Here is a 20,189-nt window from a genome sequence, read left to right as displayed (position 1 = left end):
CGGAAAAGCCACGTGAAAAAGTCACTGTACTGGGAAAACATTTCCGGAGTGTGGTGTGGGGGTGGAGGGAATTCTGCCCCCGCGGCGAGGCGAGTGTGACAGTAAGGCGTGCGTGGTTTAGGATGCCGTCGATAAATACACATTCCCATCGATCTGACACACAGGGGCGAACACTATGGCCACCGATTATGACGCACCGCGTCGCCGCGCTGAAGACGAGCTTGAGGCTGACTCCCTCGAGGGCCTCAAGGCAGCAGAAAACGATAACAACGGCATGGACGATGACGGCGAAATTGTTGAGGCATTCGAGCCACCGTCAGTTGACCTGACCGGTGAAGAGCTCAACGTCACCGTCGTTCCGCGCAAGGAAGACGAATTCACCTGCTCGGTATGCTTCCTTGTCCAGTCCAACAAGCGCTTGGACCACGAAGAAAACGGCGAGCTTGTGTGTAAGGACTGCGCCTAAAGCGCCGCATAAATATGTCGCCCTTTAGCGACTGTGGGCACAATGGGCACTGAGGGCATAGTTAGCTAGTCGCATTCGCTCCGGCTTGGTCAGGGACGAAAACAGCAAGTAGCTTCTCGGGGTTCTTTGAGCCAATGAGCCAATAGGGGGTGGGGTCCTCGGGGTCATCAAGGACGAGCATGACGTGCTCGGGAACCCAGCCGTGAGTGACAATAAAAGCTGCTGGGTCCAACTGCGGGCCGAGAGCGTTGCGACGTGCGGTGGCGGGCACCGCAGTGCTCCGTGAAACCACATCGTGAGGAAGCTGCGCTTCCTTGACCGTCAGCCATCTCGTGCCGTCGCTGTCTTGCTCTACTTGTACAACAGTGCTGGACCATGTCAGCAATACCCATACAGCGATGGCGGACAGCAGGATGGCGGGAATGATGACCCACAGAATTCCGCGGTTAAGGCTGACCGTTGCTGTGCTAATCACCACAACGAATGCTGCCATTAGCCACCAGTACCACGGCACCCACTGGCGCTCGCGGTAGAGAACGACCGGGGAATCAGCAGCAGGGCCCTGCTCGGCAGGCGAGGAACTGGAAGTCATGGCCCTCGATTCTAGTCACCACTCGATGAGGGAGCCTAACCTCCCAGGGGAGCATGTTGGCCGCGAACACCCCCTGCCACGTGGTCCCCAGTAAGAGGGGACAAGGTAGGCTGGGCCGAGTGAATGAGCAACACCCCCTTGTAGATCCGGTAAGTCCTTTTGGTGATGTGAAGGTCAAGCGCCTTGATAAAGAGCTTCCGTTGCCAAAGCGCGCCCACCGAGGCGATGCTGGTGCGGATCTGTATGCCGCACATAATGTCACCTTGCGTCCCGGTGAGCGCGCCCTAGTTGGAACCGGTATTGCCCTTGCCTTGCCGCTAGGCACGGTGGGATTGGTTCACCCGCGCTCAGGTTTGGCCGCGAAACATGGCATCTCCGTTACCAATACCCCGGGGACTATTGATGCGGACTACCGCGGGGAGATTAAGGTATGTCTCATTAATCACGATCCAACCGAGACTTTTGAGGTTGAGCGCGGTATGCGTATCGCGCAGCTCATTGTGCAGCGCGTAGAGCTGGTGGGCTTTAGCGAGGTTGAGGAGCTCGATGACACCACACGCGGCGACGGTGGTTACGGTTCCACCGGCGTGAACTAGGACCCCTGTACATCCCCCCCGGTACACACTAAAACAGCACGCACTGAAACGAACACCGTGCGTACCACACCGATTAGCAGAAAGGCACAGACAATGGCGTTGTGGCCCTTTGGCAAGAAGAACAAAGAGAACAACTCAGAGAGCACTGTTGAGCGCGATGAGGCAGCATCGGGTGCTGCCGCACCGGCGCACGAAGACACTGATGCTAACGCTTCGCACTCGGCAGGCCCCGTAAGCGAGGACTACGATATCGCCGATAGGGCCGATAGTGCCGCAGGGTTGGGAGTTAAGGCCGTAGCCCACGACGCAGTCAACGGCGACATGGGCCCCTACGATGGAGACACCGTCGATATTGCTGAGTTCAACTTCGAAGATTTCTCTGTCGGCTTGCTCGACCTTGGCTCGATGCGTATCCCGCTTCCCAAGGGATCCCAAGTACAGGTAGAGATGGGCCAGGATGGCCCCCGTATGCTTCACATCCTCACCCCGCATGGTCGGATGACTCCGGTGGCTTTCGCTGCCCCGCGCACCCCGGGCCAGTGGGCGGAATCCGCCGCCGACATCATCAATGGCTTGCAGTCTGATGGGTTCGCTGCCCACCCAGAGAATGGGCCATGGGGTTCGGAAATCGTTGGCACTAGTGACAAGGGTGGCATCCGCATTATCGGTGTGGAAGGCCCGCGCTGGATGTACCGTCTCACGCTGGCAGCCCCAGCGGGGAAGGAAGAGGAGCTGGCTAAACTCGGCCGCGAAGTCGTTGCCCGCACCTTCATCTACCGTGGTGAGGACCCGATCCTTGCGGGTAGCTCCCTGCCCGTGATGTTGCCGCAGCAGCTGGCGGAACAGGTTTCGCAGGCTCTTCAGCAGCGCCAGCAAGAAGCGGCGGCCAACAACGCAGACGCCGGCTCCCCAGAAGCTTCCAACAGCCGCGAGAACGAAACTTCTGCCGAAGCGCAGGCTCGCGAGCAGCTGAGTGAGCTCGACGATACGGATAAGAACTAACCCCACCGACAAGGACCACTCACCACCGTGACCACACCTAACCCTGACGCGGATAAGCATGAGGCCGCTACAACTCTGGACAACGAAGGCACTGCGTTGGACACATCGCAGGAAGAGTTGGCGACGGCAGAGCCAGAAGCTGAACCTTCCCTTTTGGAGCAGATGGGCGGACTAACGGGCCTGGTCTCAGCGACCCTGCCGGTCCTCGTCCTCATCCCGGTGAATAACGTTTGGGGCTTGGGGCCAGCGCTCATCGCTGCCTTGGGCGTGGCGTTGCTTATTAGCGTGTGGCGCCTCCTGCGCAAGGAAACTCTCCAGCCGGCCTTGTCGGGTCTGCTCGGAGTAGGTATTTGCGCGGGCATCGCGTGGTTTACAGGGGATGCCAAAGGTTACTTCCTTTACGGAATTTGGATGTCATTGGCGCTCTTTATCGTCGCGGTGATATCCATCATTGCGCGCTGGCCATTGGTTGGCGTGGTGTGGAAGGGCCTCAACGGCGATGACATGAGTTGGCGGACGATTCCGAAGGCTCGCCGCGCTTATGCGTGGGCTACGGCCGGCTGGGCTGTGGTTTTCATCGCCCGGTTCGCTGTGCAACGCGCGCTGTACGATGCCGACGCGACGACCACCCTAGGTATCGTCCGCATCATCATGGGCTGGCCGCTGACCGGTGTCGTCACCCTGCTCACCGTGTGGATGGTGCGCCGCGCCAATGCGGCCGTGGACGAAGCGTCAGAAAACACCGAAGACGCCATTACTGAGGACGCCACCACTGAGAAAGAGACCATCGATGACTAATCCTGACGCCACCGCATCTGCCGCTGAAGCGGCTCAACGCGTCACAAAGGAGCAATCCTTCGATATCACCATCGAGCGGATGGCGCATGGCGGAGTCGGCATCGGTGCCGCACCGGATGGCCGTGTGTGCTTCGTTGCGGGAGGCTTTCCCGGAGATCGTCTCACCGTGACCGCACGGAAGGTCAAGAAGGCATTTATAGAGGCAGAACGTGATGCGGTAATCGAGCCAGGGGAGTACCGCGTGGAGTCCTCGTGCCCGGCAGCACAGCAAGGAGCCGGTTGTTGCGATTTCGCCGAATTGGACCCAGCCGCAGAACCGGGAATCAAGGTTGAGGTCTTGCATGACCAAATTCGCCGCGTTGCGCGGATTGAGCACACTCCCGAGGTTGAGAGCATCGACTTAGAACCGCAACGAGGATGGCGAACTCGGGTACGGTTGGGCGTCGACAAGCAGGGGCGTGCTGGTACCAGAAAACGTGGTTCGACCGAACTCATCACGGACGTTGCCTGTAGCCAACTAGTGCCAGGCCTGGTCGACGGTCTCGTTGGCCCTGATGCCCGTACCTTCACACCTGGTGCGGAGGTCATTGCCGTTATGGACAGCGACGGCAACCGCCACGTCGTCGAGTCTCGTAAAGCACCGCGCGGACGCCGCATCGAAACCGTGCGAGAGGTCATTGAAGCCCCGACAAAGAATGTGGTGCAACGTGCGGATGGCCACGAATTCCATTTCCCGCCCACGGCATTTTGGCAGGCACATATCGCAGCGCCTGATACCTATACCCGTATTGCACGTGAGTGGCTCGCACAAGCGAGCGGTGATTCTGCGCAGCGAGACGACGCACGAGTGGATGCCAACGAACCGATCGTGGCCTGGGATCTCTATGGCGGTGTGGGGCTGTTTGTACCAGCTCTAGCGGAGGTCACGGCCCCGCAGCGAGGACGGGCCACGGTGTATTCCGTTGACTATTCGCCCGCAGCTTCTGGCTCGCAACCAGGCCTTGAGGGAATCGATGTGGAGTTTCGCACCGCCAAAGTCGAGGAGATTGCGGCCCAGCTACCGAAGCCAACCACTGTCATTTTGGATCCTCCGCGCACCGGTGCAGGAGCAGACGTTATCGCTGCGGTAGCCACGGCGGAGCCACGCAACGTGCTGCACGTTGGCTGCGACCCCGCCACCTTTGCCCGTGACCTGGCTTCGTGGTCGGAACACGGCTACCGCCTACACCGCTTAGCCATGGTCAACGCTTTCCCGGGAACCCATCATTTTGAGACTTTGGCACTCCTCGTCCCTGCGGCCTAACGCGGATGAGATGCATGGACTAGTGATTGTCGTGTCACGTACATAAGCGGGTACGGTGGTAAGGAAAGTACGAACGATGAAGGGGTTGACGGCAGCGCTATGAGCATTCTGGATTCCATTGAATCGCCAGCCGATCTCAAGGCTCTGAGCAAGACGCAGCTGGCCGAGCTCGCGGCGGATATCCGCCAGCGCCTCATTGAGAAGGTATCTGTCACCGGTGGCCACCTCGGCCCGAATTTGGGCGTGGTTGAGCTCACCGTGGCGATTCACCGCGTTTTTGATTCCCCACGAGACCCCATCGTCTTCGACACTTCCCATCAGTCCTACGTGCACAAGATGCTGACCGGCCGCACCGCGCAGTTCGATACACTGCGACAGAAAGGTGGCTTGTCTGGCTACACCGACCGCACTGAGTCAGAACATGACTGGACCGAGTCCTCGCATGCGTCTGCTGCACTGTCCACGGTGGATGGCCTCTCTAAGGCCTTCAAGATTCGCGGTGAATCGCACCGCAACGCTGTGGCAGTCGTGGGCGATGGTGCTTTGACCGGCGGCATGTGCTGGGAAGCACTGAACAATATTTCCGCTGATAAAGACCGCAACGTGGTCATTGTGGTCAATGACAATGGTCGTTCTTATTCGCCCACTATCGGCGGTTTATCAGAAAACCTAGGTCGTATCCGTGCACAGCATGGGTATGACGAGTTCATGGAATTGGGCAAAAAGCGCCTAAAGTCCATGGGCTGGGTTGGTGAGCGTACTTTTGATGCCCTTCATGCCATGAAGGAAGGCGTTAAATCCACCGTGATGCCCACGGAGATGTTCCCAGAGCTCGGAATCAAGTATGTCGGCCCTATTAATGGCCACGACATTGATGCCGTTGTCCGTGCGCTGAGCTATGCCCGCGATTATGAGGGACCCATCATCGTCCACACGGTGACGGAGAAGGGGCACGGCTTTGCTCCGGCTGTCAATGAGCCGAAGGACCAGATGCACTCCACTGGTGCTATTGACCCGGTTACCGGTGTGTCCAAAGGCCAGAAGCAGCCGGGGTGGACCGCAGCCTTCTCCGAAGAGCTTATCAAGGCCGGACAGGCCCGTGAAGACATTGTGGCAATTACGGCAGCGATGGCTGGACCTACCGGTTTGGCACCTTTCCAAGATGAATTTCCGGACCGCTTCTTTGACGTCGGAATTGCTGAGCAGCATGCTATGGCCTCTGCTTCCGGTTTGGCTTTGGCCGGGATGCACCCGGTGGTGGCGGTGTATTCCACCTTCCTCAACCGCGCGGTGGACCAGGTCATTATGGACATTGCCTTGCTCAAACAGCCGGTGACCATCGTGCTCGATCGCGCGGGCGTGACCGGTTCCGATGGCCCGTCGCACAATGGCGTGTGGGATATGGCGTTTATGAGCATTGTGCCGGGTATGCGCATTGCCGCGCCACGTGATGGTGCTCGGCTCCGCGAGCTCTTCAACGAGGCTATCGCTATTGATGATGGCCCCACTGTCGTCCGGTTCCCCAAGGGCAATCTGCTTGAGGATACAGATGAACTCAAGCGCTTGGATGATGGCGTGGACATCCTGCGCTATTCCGACGACGCTGACGGCGCGGCGACCGATGTTCTGATTGTCTCTGTCGGCGCTATGAGCACCCGTTCCCTGGGTGCTGCTGAACTGCTTGAGGCACGCGGCTTCAACGTCACGGTGGTGGACCCGCGGTGGCCAGTGCCCGTTCCGCAGTCCATTGTGGCGCTCGCTGCCGACCATGACCTTGTCGTGACTGTCGAAGACGGCGTGCTGCGCGGCGGCGTGGGCTCCATGGTCGCTGAGGCTCTTGATGCAGCAGACGTGGATACTCCGGTGCATCGCCTCGGCATACCGAGCACCTTCCCGCGCCACGCCAGCCGTGGAGAAATCCTCGAAGAGTTCGGTATTACCCCGCAAGGCATTGCGCAGTCGGTCGAGGAGTGGGTTGCTGTGCGCAGCGACGAGGAAGGCTCAGGCGAGGCCTAACCACGGAAGGCGTGGAGGCCGTCTGCGATGAGCGGGGCGGCAAGCTCTACTTGCCACTCGCGGGCGCCTTGGGAGAGCAGGAAACCTGGAATGTCCTCCGAACCAGAAATCTCACCGGCCACTCCGCCTTCAGGTCCTAGGGCAGCCCATACGGCTGCGCGGACCAGGCGGGGCTTGAGGATGAGCTCGTAGCTCATGGTGAGCTCGTCACCAAGTTCTTCAAAGCTCCCGCGTATGTCTTGATATACCGACCAGAGCTCGGGGAACTCGCGGGTAAAGACCGATTTTGAGGGCACCGGTTGCGGGCTGCGTAGCTGTACCGGCCACTCTTCTTTGGGGCGCTCTAGCGCCGTGGTGACGGCATCGAGCCACTGCAGCGTCGCTCCGCCGCGGCGACGTGGAAAGCCCTTGACTTTGTTGATCTCGTAGGGCGTGGTGGGAACGCGGCGCGCGATCTCCACGAGCACGCGATGGGGAAGCAGACGATTGGGAGCGATGTCCTGCGAACGCGCACTAGATTCGCGGCGTTGCCACAGCTCACGGGCTACGGCAAGCTGCTCGCGTGAACGCAGGGAAGATATGCCTTTGAGCTCGCGCCACGAACGAGGCTCTGGTGCGGTGATGCCAGCATGTTCAGCAGCGATGTGGTCGAATTCTGCGTAAGCCCAGTCCAGCTTCTCCTCCTCTGCGAGGATGTCGCGCAATGCTACTGCTAGTTCGTTGAGAAGCTCGACGTCGAGTGCAGCGTAATTGCGCCATTTCTGTGGAATGGGAGTTTCGGACCAGTCGGAATCGCCGTATCCTTTTTCCAACTCGACGTCGAAAAGCTCCAGCACCATGGCACCCAGGTTTGGGTGGGCAAAACCTGCGAAGCGGGCGGCTAGCTCTGTATCGAAAAGCGTTCCCGGGTAGAGTCCCAACCACGCCAACGAGGGAAGATCAGAAGGCGCGGCGTGGATAACCCAGTCTTGGCCAGTGAGAACGGGGGCGAGTGCGGCGCTAAACTCCGCGCGGCGATTCTCTGGGGCCAGCAAGACCGTTCCCGCACCTTCCCGGCGAATCTGCACGAGGAAGGCGCGGTCATCGAAGCGGTAGGCGGAGGCACGCTCGGTATCGATAGCAAAAGGGCCAGTACCGGCTGCTAGCAGGTCAGCAGCTGCGCGGAAGTCACGCGGGGAAGTGAGGACCTTCGGAGTACCATCTTTGGGCACTTGGCGCAGTTCGGTCATCCCTGAGCCTCCTCAGTGAAATTGTGTTTCGCAGTGCTTAGCGGCCGAGCTCGGCCACGCCCTCCGGCGGCAGGCCGGCCACGAGAGCAAGAACCTGGGAAAATGCTTCGACGTGAGGTGCCAAGTCGAGTCCCTCAGCAGTCCAGGACGCACGCATCTCAAGCTGGTAAGCGCGCGGTGGGCCGCCGATTTCACCAAAGCGCACCGAGGAGGTTGACGTTACGGTTCCACCCAGATTGGTGTGGGTAGCCTCGCGAAGCTCGAGGGATTCGGTGAGCCACTCCCAGGCGACGTCGGGAAGCAGCGGATCGCCTGCTACCGAATCCTCCAGGTCAGCCTGAATGTAGGCGACCAGACGCATGGCACCTTCCCACGCTTCTTCAGCGCCCGGGTCGTGGAGAAGGATGAGACGACCGAAGGCATCGCCCTCGGAATCGGTAGGAACGATGTCTGCGTCGTGGTGTCCGCGCTCAACCTCCAAGCCAATGGCATGGCTAAACGGCGCGAGGCGCTGTGGAGGACGGATGGTGCCCAACGTGATCTCAGGGCGCAGCTGCGCAGCATGGAGGGACTCAACGGCCTCTGTGAAAGCGGCCGGAGTCGCCGGCTCTGCAGACTGGGAGCCGTTGGCGGACGAAGCACGGTCATGCAGGTTGGTCGGTGCCCCTGCCAAGGTGCGCGAAGAAACGTCGGAATTGCTCACGGGAAACAACGTATAAGTTCTGTGCCGCAAGCGGGGGAAGGCGCGCCGTGGGCTAGTGGCGCACGGCAAGGTCTACAACTTATGATGGATAGGAATTTTAGTCGCTTCCGAGCAAGGAGAAAAGCATGTCGAAGGTCAACTTCAACGAGCTCAATAAGGTCCAGCGGTATTCGCAGCACGCAGTGTTTCAGGTTATTCCTGGCGCGCTGGGTACCGAGCGTGAGCAGGCCATTGCGCAGGCGCAGAAGTTCTTTGCTGACCTTGAGCAGGCCGGCGTCGTGACCGTGCGCGGCATCTATGACCTGTCCGGCATGCGCGAGTCTGCTGACTTTATGATTTGGTGGCATGCGGAAGAATTCGCCGACATTCAAAAGGCGTTCGCTGATTTCCGCCGAGAGACCGTCCTGGGTCAGGTGTCTGAGGTGACGTGGGTAGGTAATGCCTTGCACCGTCCGGCGGAGTTCAACAAGTCCCACCTGCCGTCCTTCATCATGGGTGAAGAACCAGGCGAGTGGATTTCTGTGTACCCCTTCGTGCGCTCTTATGACTGGTACACCATGGATGAAGAAAAGCGCCGCCGCATCCTCATGGAGCATGGCATGCAGGCCCGAGACTATCCGGACGTTCGCGCGAACACCGTGCCGGCCTTCGCTCTTGGTGACTACGAATGGATCCTTGCCTTTGAGGCTCCTGAGCTGCACCGCATCGTCGATCTGATGTACCTCATGCGTTACACCGAGGCGCGCCACCACGTGCGTGAGGAAATCCCGTTCCACACGGGCCGCCGCGTCAAGGATGTGGCAGAGCTTATCGCGATTTTGCCTTAAGGGCAGCGATAGCGCCGATAGCCGGTTGACGGTTTAGCCTTCGACCGGCTTTTCTTCGAGGGTAAGGCAGATGGAGTTGATGCAGTAGCGCAGGTCGGTAGGGGTATCGTAGCCTTCGCCTTCGAAGACGTGGCCCAAGTGCGACTCGCAATTGGCGCACAGCACCTCGACGCGGCGCATGCCAAGCGAGTTGTCTTCGCGCTCGATGATGTTGTCTCCCGCCAAGGGGGAGAAGAAGGACGGCCAACCGCAGTGTGACTCGAACTTTTCGGTAGATCGGAAAAGCTCGGTGCCGCAGGCCTTGCAGGAATACACACCTTCGGTGGTGGTGTTGGTGTATTCGCCAACGTGAGGGGGCTCGGTACCGGCCTCACGTAGGACGTAGTATTCCTCGGCGGTGAGGCGCTTGCGCCATTCGGTATCCGCAATGAGCTTGAAATCGGTCATGCGGGGATTTTATCGCTTATGCTCGCCTTCCGGCCACCATCGCGTTCAGACATCCACCAGCCGACCACCGACGCAGCAGTGACCACAATGAGCAAACCCCACCCGATGGTGGCGATGAACACACTCATCCAATGTGCGGCGGTGGGCATGCTTGTCGACGTCCACTCGAACGGCACCAAGAATAAAAATGCCGCCAACCATGCGCCCCACGTGTGGAAAACCGAGCGATGCAACAGAACCGTGAACATCATGGGGAAAAGCCACATGGAGTAGTACTGCTGTCCTAGCGATGACAGGAAAAAGATTCCCGCCATGATGATGCCGGTGGTGCTCAGTGCCCAGAATTCGGGCTCGGAGTCGCGCCAGCGCAGCAAACCCAGGATGGCCACGGCGCACAAGACAGCGAACAGCAGCCATATGGGGTAGTAGAGGCCACCTGGCATATCGAAGTAGGCCCGTACACCCGGCCACGAGGCATTCGCGTAGTCACGTGTCGTGGAAAGATAGGGCAGAAGTTGCTCGCGGAATCCCTCAGCGCCCGGAATGAGCGGCCAGGCGATGAGGTTGGCAGTGATGGGCACGGCTAGGCCGAGGCCCAATGCCCACCACCGGGTGCGCACGAGTGCGAGGAAAAGCAGCGGCGCGAATTGGGGTTTGACCAGAATGGCTAATCCGAGACACAGGCCTGCTGCCCAGCCGTGCTTTTCCACAAGGACGAGAAAGGCTGCCATGGCCAGCAGCAGTAGGCCGTTGATGTTGGTGAACACCAAGGTGTTGATGACGGACTCGGAGGCAAAAGCAGCCGCGATGCTGATGGGCAATACTGGGCCGCGCAGGCTGTGGCCCACATAACGAGTGAGGAGCGCCAGTGCGGCGATGATGGCCACAGCATTGGCGAGGATAAAGGCGTAGCGTGCGTGCTCCTCAGAAACGATACCCATGGGGGAGAGCAGTGCCGTTGCTCCTGGGGTGTACAGGTAAAGCGGTTCTACGGAGTAATAATCCTGCTCATATACTGGCGCACCATCCCAGAAGCGGCGAATCGCGCGATACACCGTGCCGAAGTCATCCGTGACCGTCCCGGTAAAAGCAAGGACGACAACGCGGTGAAACACAAGAACGACGGCTGCCGGCCACGCGGCGGCTGTCCACAGTCGGGCAGGGGGCGGGGGAGAGGAGGCCAGAGAAGTCACGGCAAGAGAGTTTACGGGGTTGATATGCGCCGGTAGCGCAGAAACACCGTGCTGTCGACAGGCGTGACGTTCTCGAGCTCTAAACGAAGTGCTGGCGACGTCGCGCTGCCGTCGACAACGGGTTTTTCCACTGAGGGTGACAAATGCGGATCCATTGTTAGGTACAGCTTGTCCATAAGCCCAGCTTCGATGAAGGCTGAATAAACCGACGGTCCACCTTCGCAGGATATTCGTGTGGCGCTGCGTGCACGAAGGGCTTCGATGGCCTCAGTGACCGTGCCAGTGCCAGTGCTCACAATCTCCGCACCAGCTGCAGCCAAGGCGCATGCTTCTGCGGAGTCCGCACGTTCCTCTGGGGTGAGGATAATGGGACTGCCGGCGATGAATTCCTCGAATCCCTGAAAATTGAGGGAGTGGCTGAAGACGGCGAGGCGCGTGCTTGTCGACGCCTCATACCCTTCCGCCTTCACCGTGCCCGAGCCAACCACGGCAACGTCGGCCCACTCGCGTAGCGCGGCGAAGAGCTTGGCATCGGCGTCATTGCCCATAGGGTCTGACGTTCCGTCAATAGTGGCCGAGCCATGGAGAGTGCTGACTGCGATAAGGCGAATGCCCTCACTATCGGGGCCTAGCAACGTGTCAATGAGTGCGGTGTCATCCATGACGCCCGAGGGTACGTGGGCTAGCTGCGGCCAGCTACTTTGTATCCATGGTCCAGCTACTCTGTATCCATGTTGTCCCCACATGCCGTACTACAAAAACAACAAAACCCGCAGCATAGCTGCGGGTTGTGGTGGTTCTAGCTGGGATCGAACCAGCGACCTTTCCGGTGTGAACGGAACGCTCTCCCACTGAGCTATAGAACCTCGGTGCAGCCCTTAAGCTACACCGCAGTTGGACTAACCCCCTAATCGCCCAGCTCAACCAGATTTTCGCCGAAAATGAGTCTCAATCACATCGGTGTAATCTTCGCTCTTTGGTAGTTGGTGGAATTATTGCCGTGGGCTGCGGATTTGGAAACTGGGACGGTGCACGATAATGTCTTTACTCGCACCACGGCACACTAGCCGGGAAGATGCAATGCGGATGTAGCGCAGTTGGTAGCGCATCACCTTGCCAAGGTGAGGGTCGCGAGTTCGAGTCTCGTCATCCGCTCCAAGACCTCCACTTAGTTGGATGGCCTTGACAATTACATAAGCGCGATTAGCTCAGTGGGAGAGCGCTTCCCTGACACGGAAGAGGTCACTGGTTCAATCCCAGTATCGCGCACACGGACTTCTTAGTCCTAGAAAACCGGGCCTGGTTTTCGAATGCGGATGTAGCGCAGTTGGTAGCGCATCACCTTGCCAAGGTGAGGGTCGCGAGTTCGAGTCTCGTCATCCGCTCCAGCACATGTAGTGTGTGAGGCGGTATCGCCACGGTGGAATGGCCGAGTGGTGAGGCAACGGTCTGCAAAACCGTGCACACGGGTTCGATTCCCGTTTCCACCTCAAACTGTTAGTGCCCACTCCATGGGCACTGCGCGCGTTTAGCTCAGCGGGAGAGCGCTTCCCTGACACGGAAGAGGTCACTGGTTCAATCCCAGTATCGCGCACAAGGTTTCCTTAGGGAGACCGTGGCAAACTTAAGGTTTGCCACGCGGATGTAGCGCAGCTGGTAGCGCATCACCTTGCCAAGGTGAGGGTCGCGAGTTCGAGTCTCGTCATCCGCTCCACGCATAGGGCGTCTTTTCTACTGAGGGAAAGGCGCCCTAAATTTTTTCTCACGTACTCGCGTGGGCATCGCGCGCCGTGTGGGGTACGAGTAGGGGGAGCCTTCCCCGCAGCCGAGCCCGCTTCCGTGTCTTTATCTATGGTGTTAGTCACAACCATCTCGGCTCAAGGAAGTGGACACCCTTTCATGACATCTCTGCCCACACGCACAACACCAGTCCAGCGATTGCTGGCTCTTTTTTCTGTGACGGTACTGGTTCTTCTGGGCGCACTCGGGACAGCAGGTATTCCTGCCCGTGCGCAGAACCCCACCGGTGTACCTGGTTCGGATTCTCCGACATCGGAATCGCCTTCTGCTCCTCCCTCCGAGGATGCTGCCCCCGTTGAGGAAAATAGTGGCGCAACGATGTTGGTCTTGGACTCGTCAGGATCGATGAATGTGCAGGATGCTGGTGGTCAGACGCGTCTTGACGCAGCAAAAGACGCTACCAAGAGCTTTGTGAATGAGTTGGGCGGAACAATTCCGCTGGGGCTTGTTACCTACGGCGGAACGGTTGATGAGGCCCCAGAGAATCAAGAAGAAGGCTGCCGCGACATTCACGTTGTGAGCGGACCTAAGGAGGACGTCGGGGATTCCTTCACCGGCCCGATTGATGCACTCCAGGCAAAGGGGTATACCCCGATTGGTGATTCTCTGAAGAAGGCTGCCGAGGAATTGGGTGGCCAGCACGGCACCATCGTGCTTGTCTCGGATGGAATCGACACCTGCGCACCGCCGCCAGTATGTGAGGTGGCCAAGGAACTCCACGAGCAGGGCATCGACCTAGTCATCAACACCATCGGCTTCAATGTCGATGAGGAGGCACGCAAGGAGCTGTCCTGCATCGCAGATGCTGCAGGGGGCGAATATCTCGACGCCGATGATGCAGACTCACTAGCAGCAATGATTAAGAAAGCCGCTGGGCGTGCTGCGGATATTTATGAGTCCAACGTGGAACAAATCGAGGGAAGCGAAGACATTTCAACGCCTACGGAGCTGCCGCGTTGGGAGTCCGGGGAGGACTTCATCTTCCGTGCTAAGTTGGATGCCCCGCCGAACGGCGGCGAAGACACCCACAAGGATTTTCACGCTGAGTCGTGGTCCATTCCCGTCAAACCAGGGGAGCGGTATGTAGCGACGATGTACAAGACTTTGGACGGCGCGGTGGTTAAGCCGCGAAGTCTCGGAATGAAGATTTTCTTTGGTGACGGTTCCGAGCCACCGACCGGTAATCATGGAGGTGAACAAGGCTCCATTGAGTGCACTGCTGATCAGGACAATTTCCATACCTCCATTCGCACAGATGCTTTGCCGAGCGCAAGCGCTTTTACGCGAGAAATGGGCTCCGAAAAGTGTCCAGATGACGAGATTGTCTTGACCGCGATGCGAGCGATGACCTACAAGGCAGAGGAGCCCCTAGACGTGGAAATCCTCCTCCGCCGAATAGATCCTGTCTCCAACCTCGATGATCTGGAAAGCGGATTAGACAGCGAGATAGAGGGCGAACTGCACGCAGATTTTGAAGGTGCCGAGAAGGTTCGCGCAGCAAGCTGGTTCGGAAACGCCGTTGAGCTGGAAAGCGGAGACACCATCGAGACCGACATTGTGCGAGGGGAGGCACAAGTTTTCAAGGTTCCCATGAAGGAAGGACAGCAGCTTGCCGCTGCCTTGAAAGTAGGCGAGATGTCTGATGAGAATGCCTTGAAGTACTCGTCCCTGAATTTGGAGATTCTTAACCCCGCGCGCGAGCGAGCTGGTGACAACGATTATATGTCGGCGTTGAACGAGGGCCAAGAAGTTGCAGCACACTCAGTTATACCGACGGCCTTCGCTAACCGTTTCGGTCAAAGTCAGGCAAACGGGCAAGGAGCTCAAGCTAACTGGTTGGAGGGTGACTATTACATCTTGGTCACCCTGGATGCAGGTACGGGGTCCGAAAAGGAGGATGAGGTATTCGATGGCAAGCGAGACACGGCGAAATACGCTCTCACAACAAAGGTGCTGGGGGAACCAATCCAAGGGCCAATCTATGAGCCCGTTAAGGACAAGACTGAGGCTCCGAAGGACGACGGTGGCGACGCAGTGAAGGACCAATCGGACCAAGCCGCTGGCGCCGACGAGGATAAAGGCATAGGGCTTGGCATGCTTGGCTATCTGTTGGCTGCAGCGCTGGGCATTATCGCTCTTGCCGTAATTATCCTGATGGTTATCCTTCTGCGCGGTCATCGCCGCTAGAAGGACCCCGGCAAACCGGGCATAGCTGCTGTTGAAGGAGAGACAGGGAACTTTTCTGCCACGTGCAACGACTACTTGATAACCTCGCGCACGTGTCGCGGGGTAAGGATTAGCTAGCGCGTCCCTCCCGGCTATAGGATGAGGGAATATCCATCAAAAGTTTCATCCGACCAACAAGGAGTTGTCCGCACGATGCAGCTGCGTCAGGTCTCCACCGCCCTCGCCGCCGGAACCACAGGCCTCATTCTTGGCCTTTCTGCGCCGATGGCGGTGGCCCACGATTCGGTTATTGGCGGCAACGTGGTGAGTGATACCCCGCTTGAAGAATTTCCGCGTGAGATCACGCTGGAGTTCTCCGGAATTCCAAAGGACACCTTCAACACCTTCGCTGTCAGTGACCAAGGCTCGGGCGAGGTGCTTTTCGACGCCGAACCGACCATCAACGGCCGCAATCTCACCGTTGAGGTTCCTGACAACATCGAGCCTGGTGATGGTGATTACCAGGTGGGATTCCGTATCACGTCCTCTGATGGACACTCCACGCTTGGTTCGGTGGAGTTCAGCGTTGCTTCCGGTGTTGATGCTGCAGCTGTAGGGAATTCCACCGGCAGCGCCGGCGACGCCGACAACAGTGATAGCCAAGAAGGTGACTCTGATGCACCGCTCGGCGCCCTATCGGGGCCGGCTAAATGGATTGTCGGCCTCGGTGCGGTACTCGTCGTGGTGGCGATGGTCTTCGTCTTCAGTGCGAAGACACGCCGAGCGAATGGTGACTCCTAAGAAACATATCAACGCGCTAGCGGCCTTGACTTTCCAATTCCTGGAGAAATCCCCTTAGTACAGAAAGGCATGTTCCATGCTGATGTCCCGTACCGCCCTTCGTGCTTCCGTGGCGGCCCTTGCCGCAGCTAGCCTGGCTTTGACTGGTTGCTCTAATAGCGAGGAAGACTCAACCGCAGCGTCCACGGAGGCTGCCTCGAGTGCTGCTGCGACAGTCGAAGAGTCGGCGTCCGCCAGCTCAAGCCAGGCCCACGATGCCAACGAGGAAGCTGTGACCTTCGAAGATGGCGTCGTGCGTGCGATGGAAGAAGGCTCTGATATGACCGCCATCTTCGGCACGCTGCACAACACCACCGACAAGAACATCTCGGTCGTGGGCTTCACCTCCTCTATTGAGGCAAAGCAGTACCAGATTCATGAGGTCGTCGATGGCGTCATGCAGGAAAAAGACGGCGGTTTCGATATCCCTGCCGGCGGGTCTGTGAAGCTGGAGCCAGGCAGCTACCACTTCATGCTGATGGGCGTGGCTGAGCCGATTATGGCTGGTGAACACGTGACGATGACGTTGGAGCTTGGCGACGGTTCCACGGTCGAACTCGGCGACATCCCTGTGCGTTCCATCGGTGCAGGCGACGAGAACTATGGCGATATGGGCCACATGGATCACGGCGACCACATGGAGCATGGCGACCATATGGACCACAGTGACCACATGGAGCATGGCGACCATATGGACCACAAGCACTAAATACAGAGAGAAGGACACAATGAGCGGGTTCGAGGAACCTGTCAGCCGGCGTGGATTGCTTGCCGGAAGTGCCGTGGCTGCCAGTGCAATGGCACTGGCTAGTTGCGCACAGGCCGATACTGATACCTCCGATACTGCAGGTCAACAAGACACAGAGCGAGCAGGTGACGCTGGCAGCACAGGGCCGAGCGCGGCCGAAGACACCATGGGCGGTGACATCGTCGCTTTCGATGGTAAACACCAAGCCGGAATCCAAACTCCAGTTCAAGCACACGTTGAACTGGTGGGCTTCAACCTCAGGAAGAATGTTGGTGCTCGTGGAGCAACGGCCCTGATGCGTTTGTGGACCGAAGATGCGCGCCGGCTGTGTACCGGGGAAAACCCACTCGGCAGTCTCGAACCCGAACTTGCTGTGACCCCCGCCAACCTCACCGTCACGTGTGGGTGGGGAGAGCGCTTTTTCAATGCGGTGGACGTCGCCAAGCCCAGCTGGCTCCGCGATGTTCGCACCTACGAGCACGATGACCTGCGCCCAGAGTGGGGGCAAACTGACATCGTTCTCCAGATTTGCAGCGATGACCCGCTGACCGCAGCGCATGTGCTCCGGCACATGACGCGTGCTGGCAAAGACTACGCCGAAGTCGCCTGGGTACAGCAGGGCTTTAGTCACGCCTATGGTTCCGCACCGAAGGGCACAACCGCCCGCAATCTCTTCGGACAAAAAGATGGCACGGTTAATCCGCGTACGGACGAAGACTTCGCGGAGCAGGTTTGGATTGATGAAGGCACCTTCGCTGGTGGCAGCGCCATGGTGGTGCGCCGCATCCACATGAACCTTGATTCGTGGGAGCAACTCGACCGAGCTGGGCGTGAAACTGCTACTGGGCGCACGCTTGATACCGGCGCACCGCTGGGAGCGCAGGAGGAGTTCGACCCGGTGGATCTTGATGCCCGCAATGAGTTCGGGCTTAAGGCCATCGACGAGAACTCTCACGTCGCCCGCGCTCATCCACCGGCCGACCACCCAGAACAGAAGATCCTGCGCCGACCCTTCAACTACAACCTCCCGCCAACGCCAGAGACCACCGAACGCGGGGAGCTCAGTAATGCTGGTCAGATCTTCATCTGCTATCAGAAGGACCCGACGAAGCAATTCGAACCTATCCAAGCGCGCCTTGATGAAGCTGACCGGCTCAACGAGTGGATTACTCACATTGGCTCGGCCATGTACTACGTGCCTGCCGGTACTGAGGGCGAAACCTTCTGGGGCGAGTCGCTGATCCGCAGTTAGCAGGGGTAGACTAAGCCGCTGTAACTTTCTCAATGAGTGCTGCTCGGCCAGGTATGTCGAGCGGCGCGTGAGCGCAAAAGGAGCGCAACAAGTCATGGCGGAAATGATTCCAGCAGTCCCGGTCAACTATGAGCCGATTACGGTGCCGGCCGGAACTGCCGTGGGTGCGGCAATGCGCGAGCATGACCTGCCCAACAAGGGCCCCGAAGCAGTCGTCGTTGTTCGTGGTGCTGATGGCACCCTCTACGACCTGTCCCACACCCCGGAGACTGACGCCGAATTCACTCCCGTAGCCGCTTGTGAAGAGGATGGTCGCGCTGTCATCCGTCACTCCTGCGGTCACGTCATGGCCCAGGCTGTGCAGGCCGAGTTCCCGGGCACCAAGCTGGGCATCGGCCCTGCCATTGAGAACGGCTTCTACTTCGACTTCCAGACCGCCGAGCCCTTCACTCCGGAGGATCTCAAGGCGATTGAGAAGCGCATGAAGAAAATCATCAAGGGCGGCCAGCGCTTCGAGCGCCACGTCTACGCTACTACCGAAGAGGCCGAAGAGGCCCTGGCCAACGAGCCCTTCAAGCTGGAGCTGGTTCAGGACAAAGGCAACGTAGATCCAGATTCCGATGAGGCCGCCGAGGTTGGTGCCGGGGATCTGACCCACTACGACAACGTCAACCCACGCACCGGTGAGGTGGAGTGGTTTGATTTGTGCCGTGGACCGCACGTTCCAACCACCAAGTACATCCCGGCCTTCACCCTGACGCGTTCTTCTGCCGCCTACTGGCGTGGTGACCAGACCAAGGCCGGTCTTCAGCGTATCTATGGCACTGCCTTCGAATCCAAGGAAGCGCTTGAGTCCTACAAGACCATGGTTGAGGAGGCAGAAAAGCGTGATCACCGCCGCCTCGGTGCGGAGCTGGATCTGTTCTCCTTCCCGGATGAGATTGGCTCCGGCTTCCCGGTCTTCCACCCCAATGGTGCGACCGTGCGCATGGAGATGGAAGAGCACTCCCGCCGCCGCCACATCGCGGACGGCTACTCCTTCGTCTCCACCCCGCACCTGACCAAGGGTGATCTGTTCAAGAAGTCTGGTCACCTCGACTTCTACGCAGACGGTATGTTCCCGCCAATGCAGCTCGACGGCGAATGGGACGAGGACGGCAACTGCACCAAGCAGCCGCAGGACTACTACGCCAAGCCGATGAACTGCCCGATGCACAACCTCATCTTTGCCTCGCGTGGCCGCTCCTACCGTGAGCTGCCGCTGCGCCTCTTCGAGTTCGGTACGGTTTACCGCTACGAGAAGTCCGGCGTCATCCATGGCCTGACCCGTGCGCGCGGCTTTACCCAGGATGACTCCCACATCTACTGCACCCCCGAGCAGCTCGAAGAGGAGCTGACCAAGGTGCTGGAGTTCATCATCTCCTTGCTCAAGGATTACGGCCTGGATGACTTCTATCTCGAGCTCTCCACCAAGGACCCCAACAAGTACGTTGGCTCGGATGAGATTTGGGAGCGCTCGACGAAGATCCTGCAGTCGGTAGCAGAGAAGTCTGGCCTCGACTTGGTCCCGGACCCAGCAGGCGCGGCTTTCTACGGTCCGAAGATTTCTGTGCAGGCACGCGATGCCATCGGCCGTACCTGGCAGATGTCCACCGTGCAGCTGGACTTCAACCTCCCGGAGCGCTTCGAGCTGGAGTACACGGCGTCGGACGGCACCAAGCAGCGCCCCATCATGATCCACCGCGCCCTGTTCGGTTCTATTGAGCGTTTCTTTGGTGTGCTCCTTGAGCACTACGCTGGCGCTTTCCCGGCCTGGCTGGCCCCGCACCAGGTTGTGGGCATCCCAGTTGCCGATACTTTTGCGCCGCACCTGGAGGAGGTCTGCGCCGAACTGCGCAAGCGTGGACTGCGCGCTGACGTGGATACCTCTGATGACCGCATGCAGAAGAAGATCCGCAACCACACCACCGGAAAGGTTCCTTTCATGCTCTTGGCCGGTGAGCGCGACGTCGAAGCCAATGCGGTGTCCTTCCGTTTCCTCGACGGCACCCAGGTCAACGGCGTGCCAGTGGAAACCGCTGTGGATGTCATTGAGGCGTGGGTTCGCGAGCGCAACAACGAACAGCCAACCAAGGACAGCATCGTCGAGCGCGTCTAAACAGTTTTCCGAGACGACACGTCAGGCAGGGGAGCCTAGACCCCACAGAAAGG

General features: G+C 59.0%; 18 protein-coding genes and 7 tRNA genes. 18 read left to right on the top strand and 7 right to left on the bottom strand.

Annotated elements, in window-relative coordinates:
* Positions 1 to 175: 175 nt before the first annotated feature.
* Positions 176 to 466, top strand: coding sequence for a DUF4193 domain-containing protein (locus tag QP922_RS05615; protein ID WP_039675725.1), 291 nt, complete (start codon positions 176 to 178; stop codon positions 464 to 466).
* 61 nt (positions 467 to 527) lie between these two features.
* On the opposite strand, the gene QP922_RS05610 is transcribed toward QP922_RS05615, so the two are convergent.
* Entirely contained in the window at positions 528 to 1,058 is a 531-nt protein-coding gene (locus QP922_RS05610) for a DUF3093 domain-containing protein (protein ID WP_284808255.1), read from the bottom strand.
* A 119-nt stretch (positions 1,059 to 1,177) separates the two neighbouring features.
* Here QP922_RS05610 and dut point away from each other — a divergent pair, with 119 nt between their 5' ends.
* From dut to dxs, 5 genes are all read left to right on the top strand, one after another.
* Positions 1,178 to 1,654, top strand: coding sequence for a dUTP diphosphatase (dut, locus tag QP922_RS05605; protein ID WP_070672062.1), 477 nt, complete (start codon positions 1,178 to 1,180; stop codon positions 1,652 to 1,654).
* A gap of 93 nt (positions 1,655 to 1,747) precedes the next feature.
* Positions 1,748 to 2,656, top strand: coding sequence for a DUF3710 domain-containing protein (locus tag QP922_RS05600; protein WP_284808254.1), 909 nt, complete (start codon positions 1,748 to 1,750; stop codon positions 2,654 to 2,656).
* 27 nt (positions 2,657 to 2,683) lie between these two features.
* Positions 2,684 to 3,454: a DUF3159 domain-containing protein gene (locus QP922_RS05595; RefSeq protein WP_502869588.1), complete on the top strand. Its 771-nt coding sequence runs from the start codon at positions 2,684 to 2,686 to the stop codon at positions 3,452 to 3,454.
* Positions 3,447 to 4,757 carry a class I SAM-dependent RNA methyltransferase gene (locus tag QP922_RS05590; RefSeq protein WP_284808253.1) on the top strand — a complete coding sequence of 437 codons (1,311 nt, stop codon included), beginning with the start codon at positions 3,447 to 3,449 and terminating at the stop codon, positions 4,755 to 4,757. Before QP922_RS05595 ends, QP922_RS05590 begins: the two co-directional genes overlap by 8 nt.
* Before the next feature lie 99 nt (positions 4,758 to 4,856).
* On the top strand, positions 4,857 to 6,773 hold the full coding sequence (gene dxs / locus QP922_RS05585; protein ID WP_070672054.1) for a 1-deoxy-D-xylulose-5-phosphate synthase: 1,917 nt from the start codon (positions 4,857 to 4,859) through the stop codon (positions 6,771 to 6,773).
* Here dxs and QP922_RS05580 read toward each other — a convergent pair.
* Both QP922_RS05580 and QP922_RS05575 read right to left on the bottom strand, forming a co-directional pair.
* Positions 6,770 to 8,002: an HRDC domain-containing protein gene (locus QP922_RS05580; protein WP_284808252.1), complete on the bottom strand. Its 1,233-nt coding sequence runs from the start codon at positions 8,000 to 8,002 to the stop codon at positions 6,770 to 6,772. The two genes, dxs and QP922_RS05580, sit on opposite strands and share 4 nt — an antisense overlap.
* Positions 8,003 to 8,039: 37 nt before the next feature.
* The gene (locus tag QP922_RS05575; RefSeq protein ID WP_070672050.1) at positions 8,040 to 8,705 is read right to left on the bottom strand and encodes a DUF3000 domain-containing protein; all 666 of its coding nucleotides are present in this window, start codon (positions 8,703 to 8,705) and stop codon (positions 8,040 to 8,042) included.
* A 125-nt stretch (positions 8,706 to 8,830) separates the two neighbouring features.
* Between QP922_RS05575 and hemQ the strand changes: the two genes are divergently transcribed.
* The gene (hemQ, locus tag QP922_RS05570) at positions 8,831 to 9,532 is read left to right on the top strand and encodes a hydrogen peroxide-dependent heme synthase (protein ID WP_284808251.1); all 702 of its coding nucleotides are present in this window, start codon (positions 8,831 to 8,833) and stop codon (positions 9,530 to 9,532) included.
* A gap of 33 nt (positions 9,533 to 9,565) precedes the next feature.
* Here hemQ and msrB read toward each other — a convergent pair whose 3' ends face one another.
* From msrB to QP922_RS05550, 4 genes are all read right to left on the bottom strand, one after another.
* The gene (gene msrB / locus QP922_RS05565; protein WP_070672046.1) at positions 9,566 to 9,979 is read right to left on the bottom strand and encodes a peptide-methionine (R)-S-oxide reductase MsrB; all 414 of its coding nucleotides are present in this window, start codon (positions 9,977 to 9,979) and stop codon (positions 9,566 to 9,568) included.
* The gene (locus tag QP922_RS05560) at positions 9,976 to 11,172 is read right to left on the bottom strand and encodes a glycosyltransferase family 87 protein (RefSeq protein WP_284808250.1); all 1,197 of its coding nucleotides are present in this window, start codon (positions 11,170 to 11,172) and stop codon (positions 9,976 to 9,978) included. The genes msrB and QP922_RS05560 overlap by 4 nt, the downstream gene beginning before the upstream one ends.
* A gap of 11 nt (positions 11,173 to 11,183) precedes the next feature.
* On the bottom strand, positions 11,184 to 11,834 hold the full coding sequence (locus QP922_RS05555; protein WP_284808249.1) for a dihydrofolate reductase family protein: 651 nt from the start codon (positions 11,832 to 11,834) through the stop codon (positions 11,184 to 11,186).
* Positions 11,835 to 11,963: 129 nt separating this feature from the next.
* Positions 11,964 to 12,038 (bottom strand) — tRNA-Val (locus QP922_RS05550).
* Positions 12,039 to 12,254: 216 nt separating this feature from the next.
* On the opposite strand from QP922_RS05550, the gene QP922_RS05545 reads away from it, so the two are divergent.
* The 11 genes from QP922_RS05545 (at position 12,255) to thrS (ending at position 20,136) form a co-directional block, all read left to right on the top strand.
* Positions 12,255 to 12,330: transfer RNA gene (locus QP922_RS05545), tRNA-Gly, on the top strand.
* A 39-nt stretch (positions 12,331 to 12,369) separates the two neighbouring features.
* Positions 12,370 to 12,441 (top strand) — tRNA-Val (locus tag QP922_RS05540).
* 43 nt (positions 12,442 to 12,484) lie between these two features.
* A tRNA-Gly gene (locus QP922_RS05535) sits at positions 12,485 to 12,560 on the top strand.
* Between the two features lie 31 nt (positions 12,561 to 12,591).
* A tRNA-Cys gene (locus QP922_RS05530) sits at positions 12,592 to 12,662 on the top strand.
* Between the two features lie 32 nt (positions 12,663 to 12,694).
* Positions 12,695 to 12,766: transfer RNA gene (locus tag QP922_RS05525), tRNA-Val, on the top strand.
* A gap of 44 nt (positions 12,767 to 12,810) precedes the next feature.
* Positions 12,811 to 12,886 (top strand) — tRNA-Gly (locus QP922_RS05520).
* Positions 12,887 to 13,071: 185 nt separating this feature from the next.
* Complete coding sequence (locus QP922_RS05515) at positions 13,072 to 15,159, top strand: vWA domain-containing protein (protein ID WP_284808248.1); 2,088 nt, start codon at positions 13,072 to 13,074, stop codon at positions 15,157 to 15,159.
* Positions 15,160 to 15,351: 192 nt separating this feature from the next.
* Complete coding sequence (locus QP922_RS05510; protein WP_284808247.1) at positions 15,352 to 15,939, top strand: copper resistance CopC family protein; 588 nt, start codon at positions 15,352 to 15,354, stop codon at positions 15,937 to 15,939.
* Between the two features lie 76 nt (positions 15,940 to 16,015).
* Positions 16,016 to 16,687 (top strand): copper chaperone PCu(A)C, encoded by a 672-nt coding sequence (locus tag QP922_RS05505; protein WP_284808246.1) that lies wholly within the window; start codon positions 16,016 to 16,018, stop codon positions 16,685 to 16,687.
* Between the two features lie 19 nt (positions 16,688 to 16,706).
* Positions 16,707 to 17,978 carry a Dyp-type peroxidase gene (locus QP922_RS05500; protein ID WP_284808245.1) on the top strand — a complete coding sequence of 424 codons (1,272 nt, stop codon included), beginning with the start codon at positions 16,707 to 16,709 and terminating at the stop codon, positions 17,976 to 17,978.
* Between the two features lie 94 nt (positions 17,979 to 18,072).
* The gene (thrS, locus tag QP922_RS05495; RefSeq protein WP_284808244.1) at positions 18,073 to 20,136 is read left to right on the top strand and encodes a threonine--tRNA ligase; all 2,064 of its coding nucleotides are present in this window, start codon (positions 18,073 to 18,075) and stop codon (positions 20,134 to 20,136) included.
* Positions 20,137 to 20,189 lie beyond the last annotated feature (53 nt).

Origin of the sequence: Corynebacterium sp. MSK218, assembly GCF_030232655.1 — a bacterium.
GTDB lineage: Bacteria > Actinomycetota > Actinomycetes > Mycobacteriales > Mycobacteriaceae > Corynebacterium.
This window is presented reverse-complemented; position numbering and strand designations above follow the sequence as displayed.

Excerpts from the sequence above, each read along its gene's own strand:
- QP922_RS05615 (WP_039675725.1), top strand. The coding sequence starts at position 176 with ATGGCCACCGATTATGACGCACCGCGTCGCCGCGCTGAAGACGAGCTT.
- QP922_RS05610 (WP_284808255.1), bottom strand. The coding sequence starts at position 1,058 with ATGACTTCCAGTTCCTCGCCTGCCGAGCAGGGCCCTGCTGCTGATTCC.
- QP922_RS05600 (WP_284808254.1), top strand. The coding sequence starts at position 1,748 with ATGGCGTTGTGGCCCTTTGGCAAGAAGAACAAAGAGAACAACTCAGAG.
- QP922_RS05590 (WP_284808253.1), top strand. The coding sequence starts at position 3,447 with ATGACTAATCCTGACGCCACCGCATCTGCCGCTGAAGCGGCTCAACGC.
- dxs (WP_070672054.1), top strand. The coding sequence starts at position 4,857 with ATGAGCATTCTGGATTCCATTGAATCGCCAGCCGATCTCAAGGCTCTG.
- QP922_RS05580 (WP_284808252.1), bottom strand. The coding sequence starts at position 8,002 with ATGACCGAACTGCGCCAAGTGCCCAAAGATGGTACTCCGAAGGTCCTC.
- hemQ (WP_284808251.1), top strand. The coding sequence starts at position 8,831 with ATGTCGAAGGTCAACTTCAACGAGCTCAATAAGGTCCAGCGGTATTCG.
- msrB (WP_070672046.1), bottom strand. The coding sequence starts at position 9,979 with ATGACCGATTTCAAGCTCATTGCGGATACCGAATGGCGCAAGCGCCTC.
- QP922_RS05555 (WP_284808249.1), bottom strand. The coding sequence starts at position 11,834 with ATGGATGACACCGCACTCATTGACACGTTGCTAGGCCCCGATAGTGAG.
- QP922_RS05515 (WP_284808248.1), top strand. The coding sequence starts at position 13,072 with ATGACATCTCTGCCCACACGCACAACACCAGTCCAGCGATTGCTGGCT.
- QP922_RS05510 (WP_284808247.1), top strand. The coding sequence starts at position 15,352 with ATGCAGCTGCGTCAGGTCTCCACCGCCCTCGCCGCCGGAACCACAGGC.
- QP922_RS05505 (WP_284808246.1), top strand. The coding sequence starts at position 16,016 with ATGCTGATGTCCCGTACCGCCCTTCGTGCTTCCGTGGCGGCCCTTGCC.
- QP922_RS05500 (WP_284808245.1), top strand. The coding sequence starts at position 16,707 with ATGAGCGGGTTCGAGGAACCTGTCAGCCGGCGTGGATTGCTTGCCGGA.
- thrS (WP_284808244.1), top strand. The coding sequence starts at position 18,073 with ATGGCGGAAATGATTCCAGCAGTCCCGGTCAACTATGAGCCGATTACG.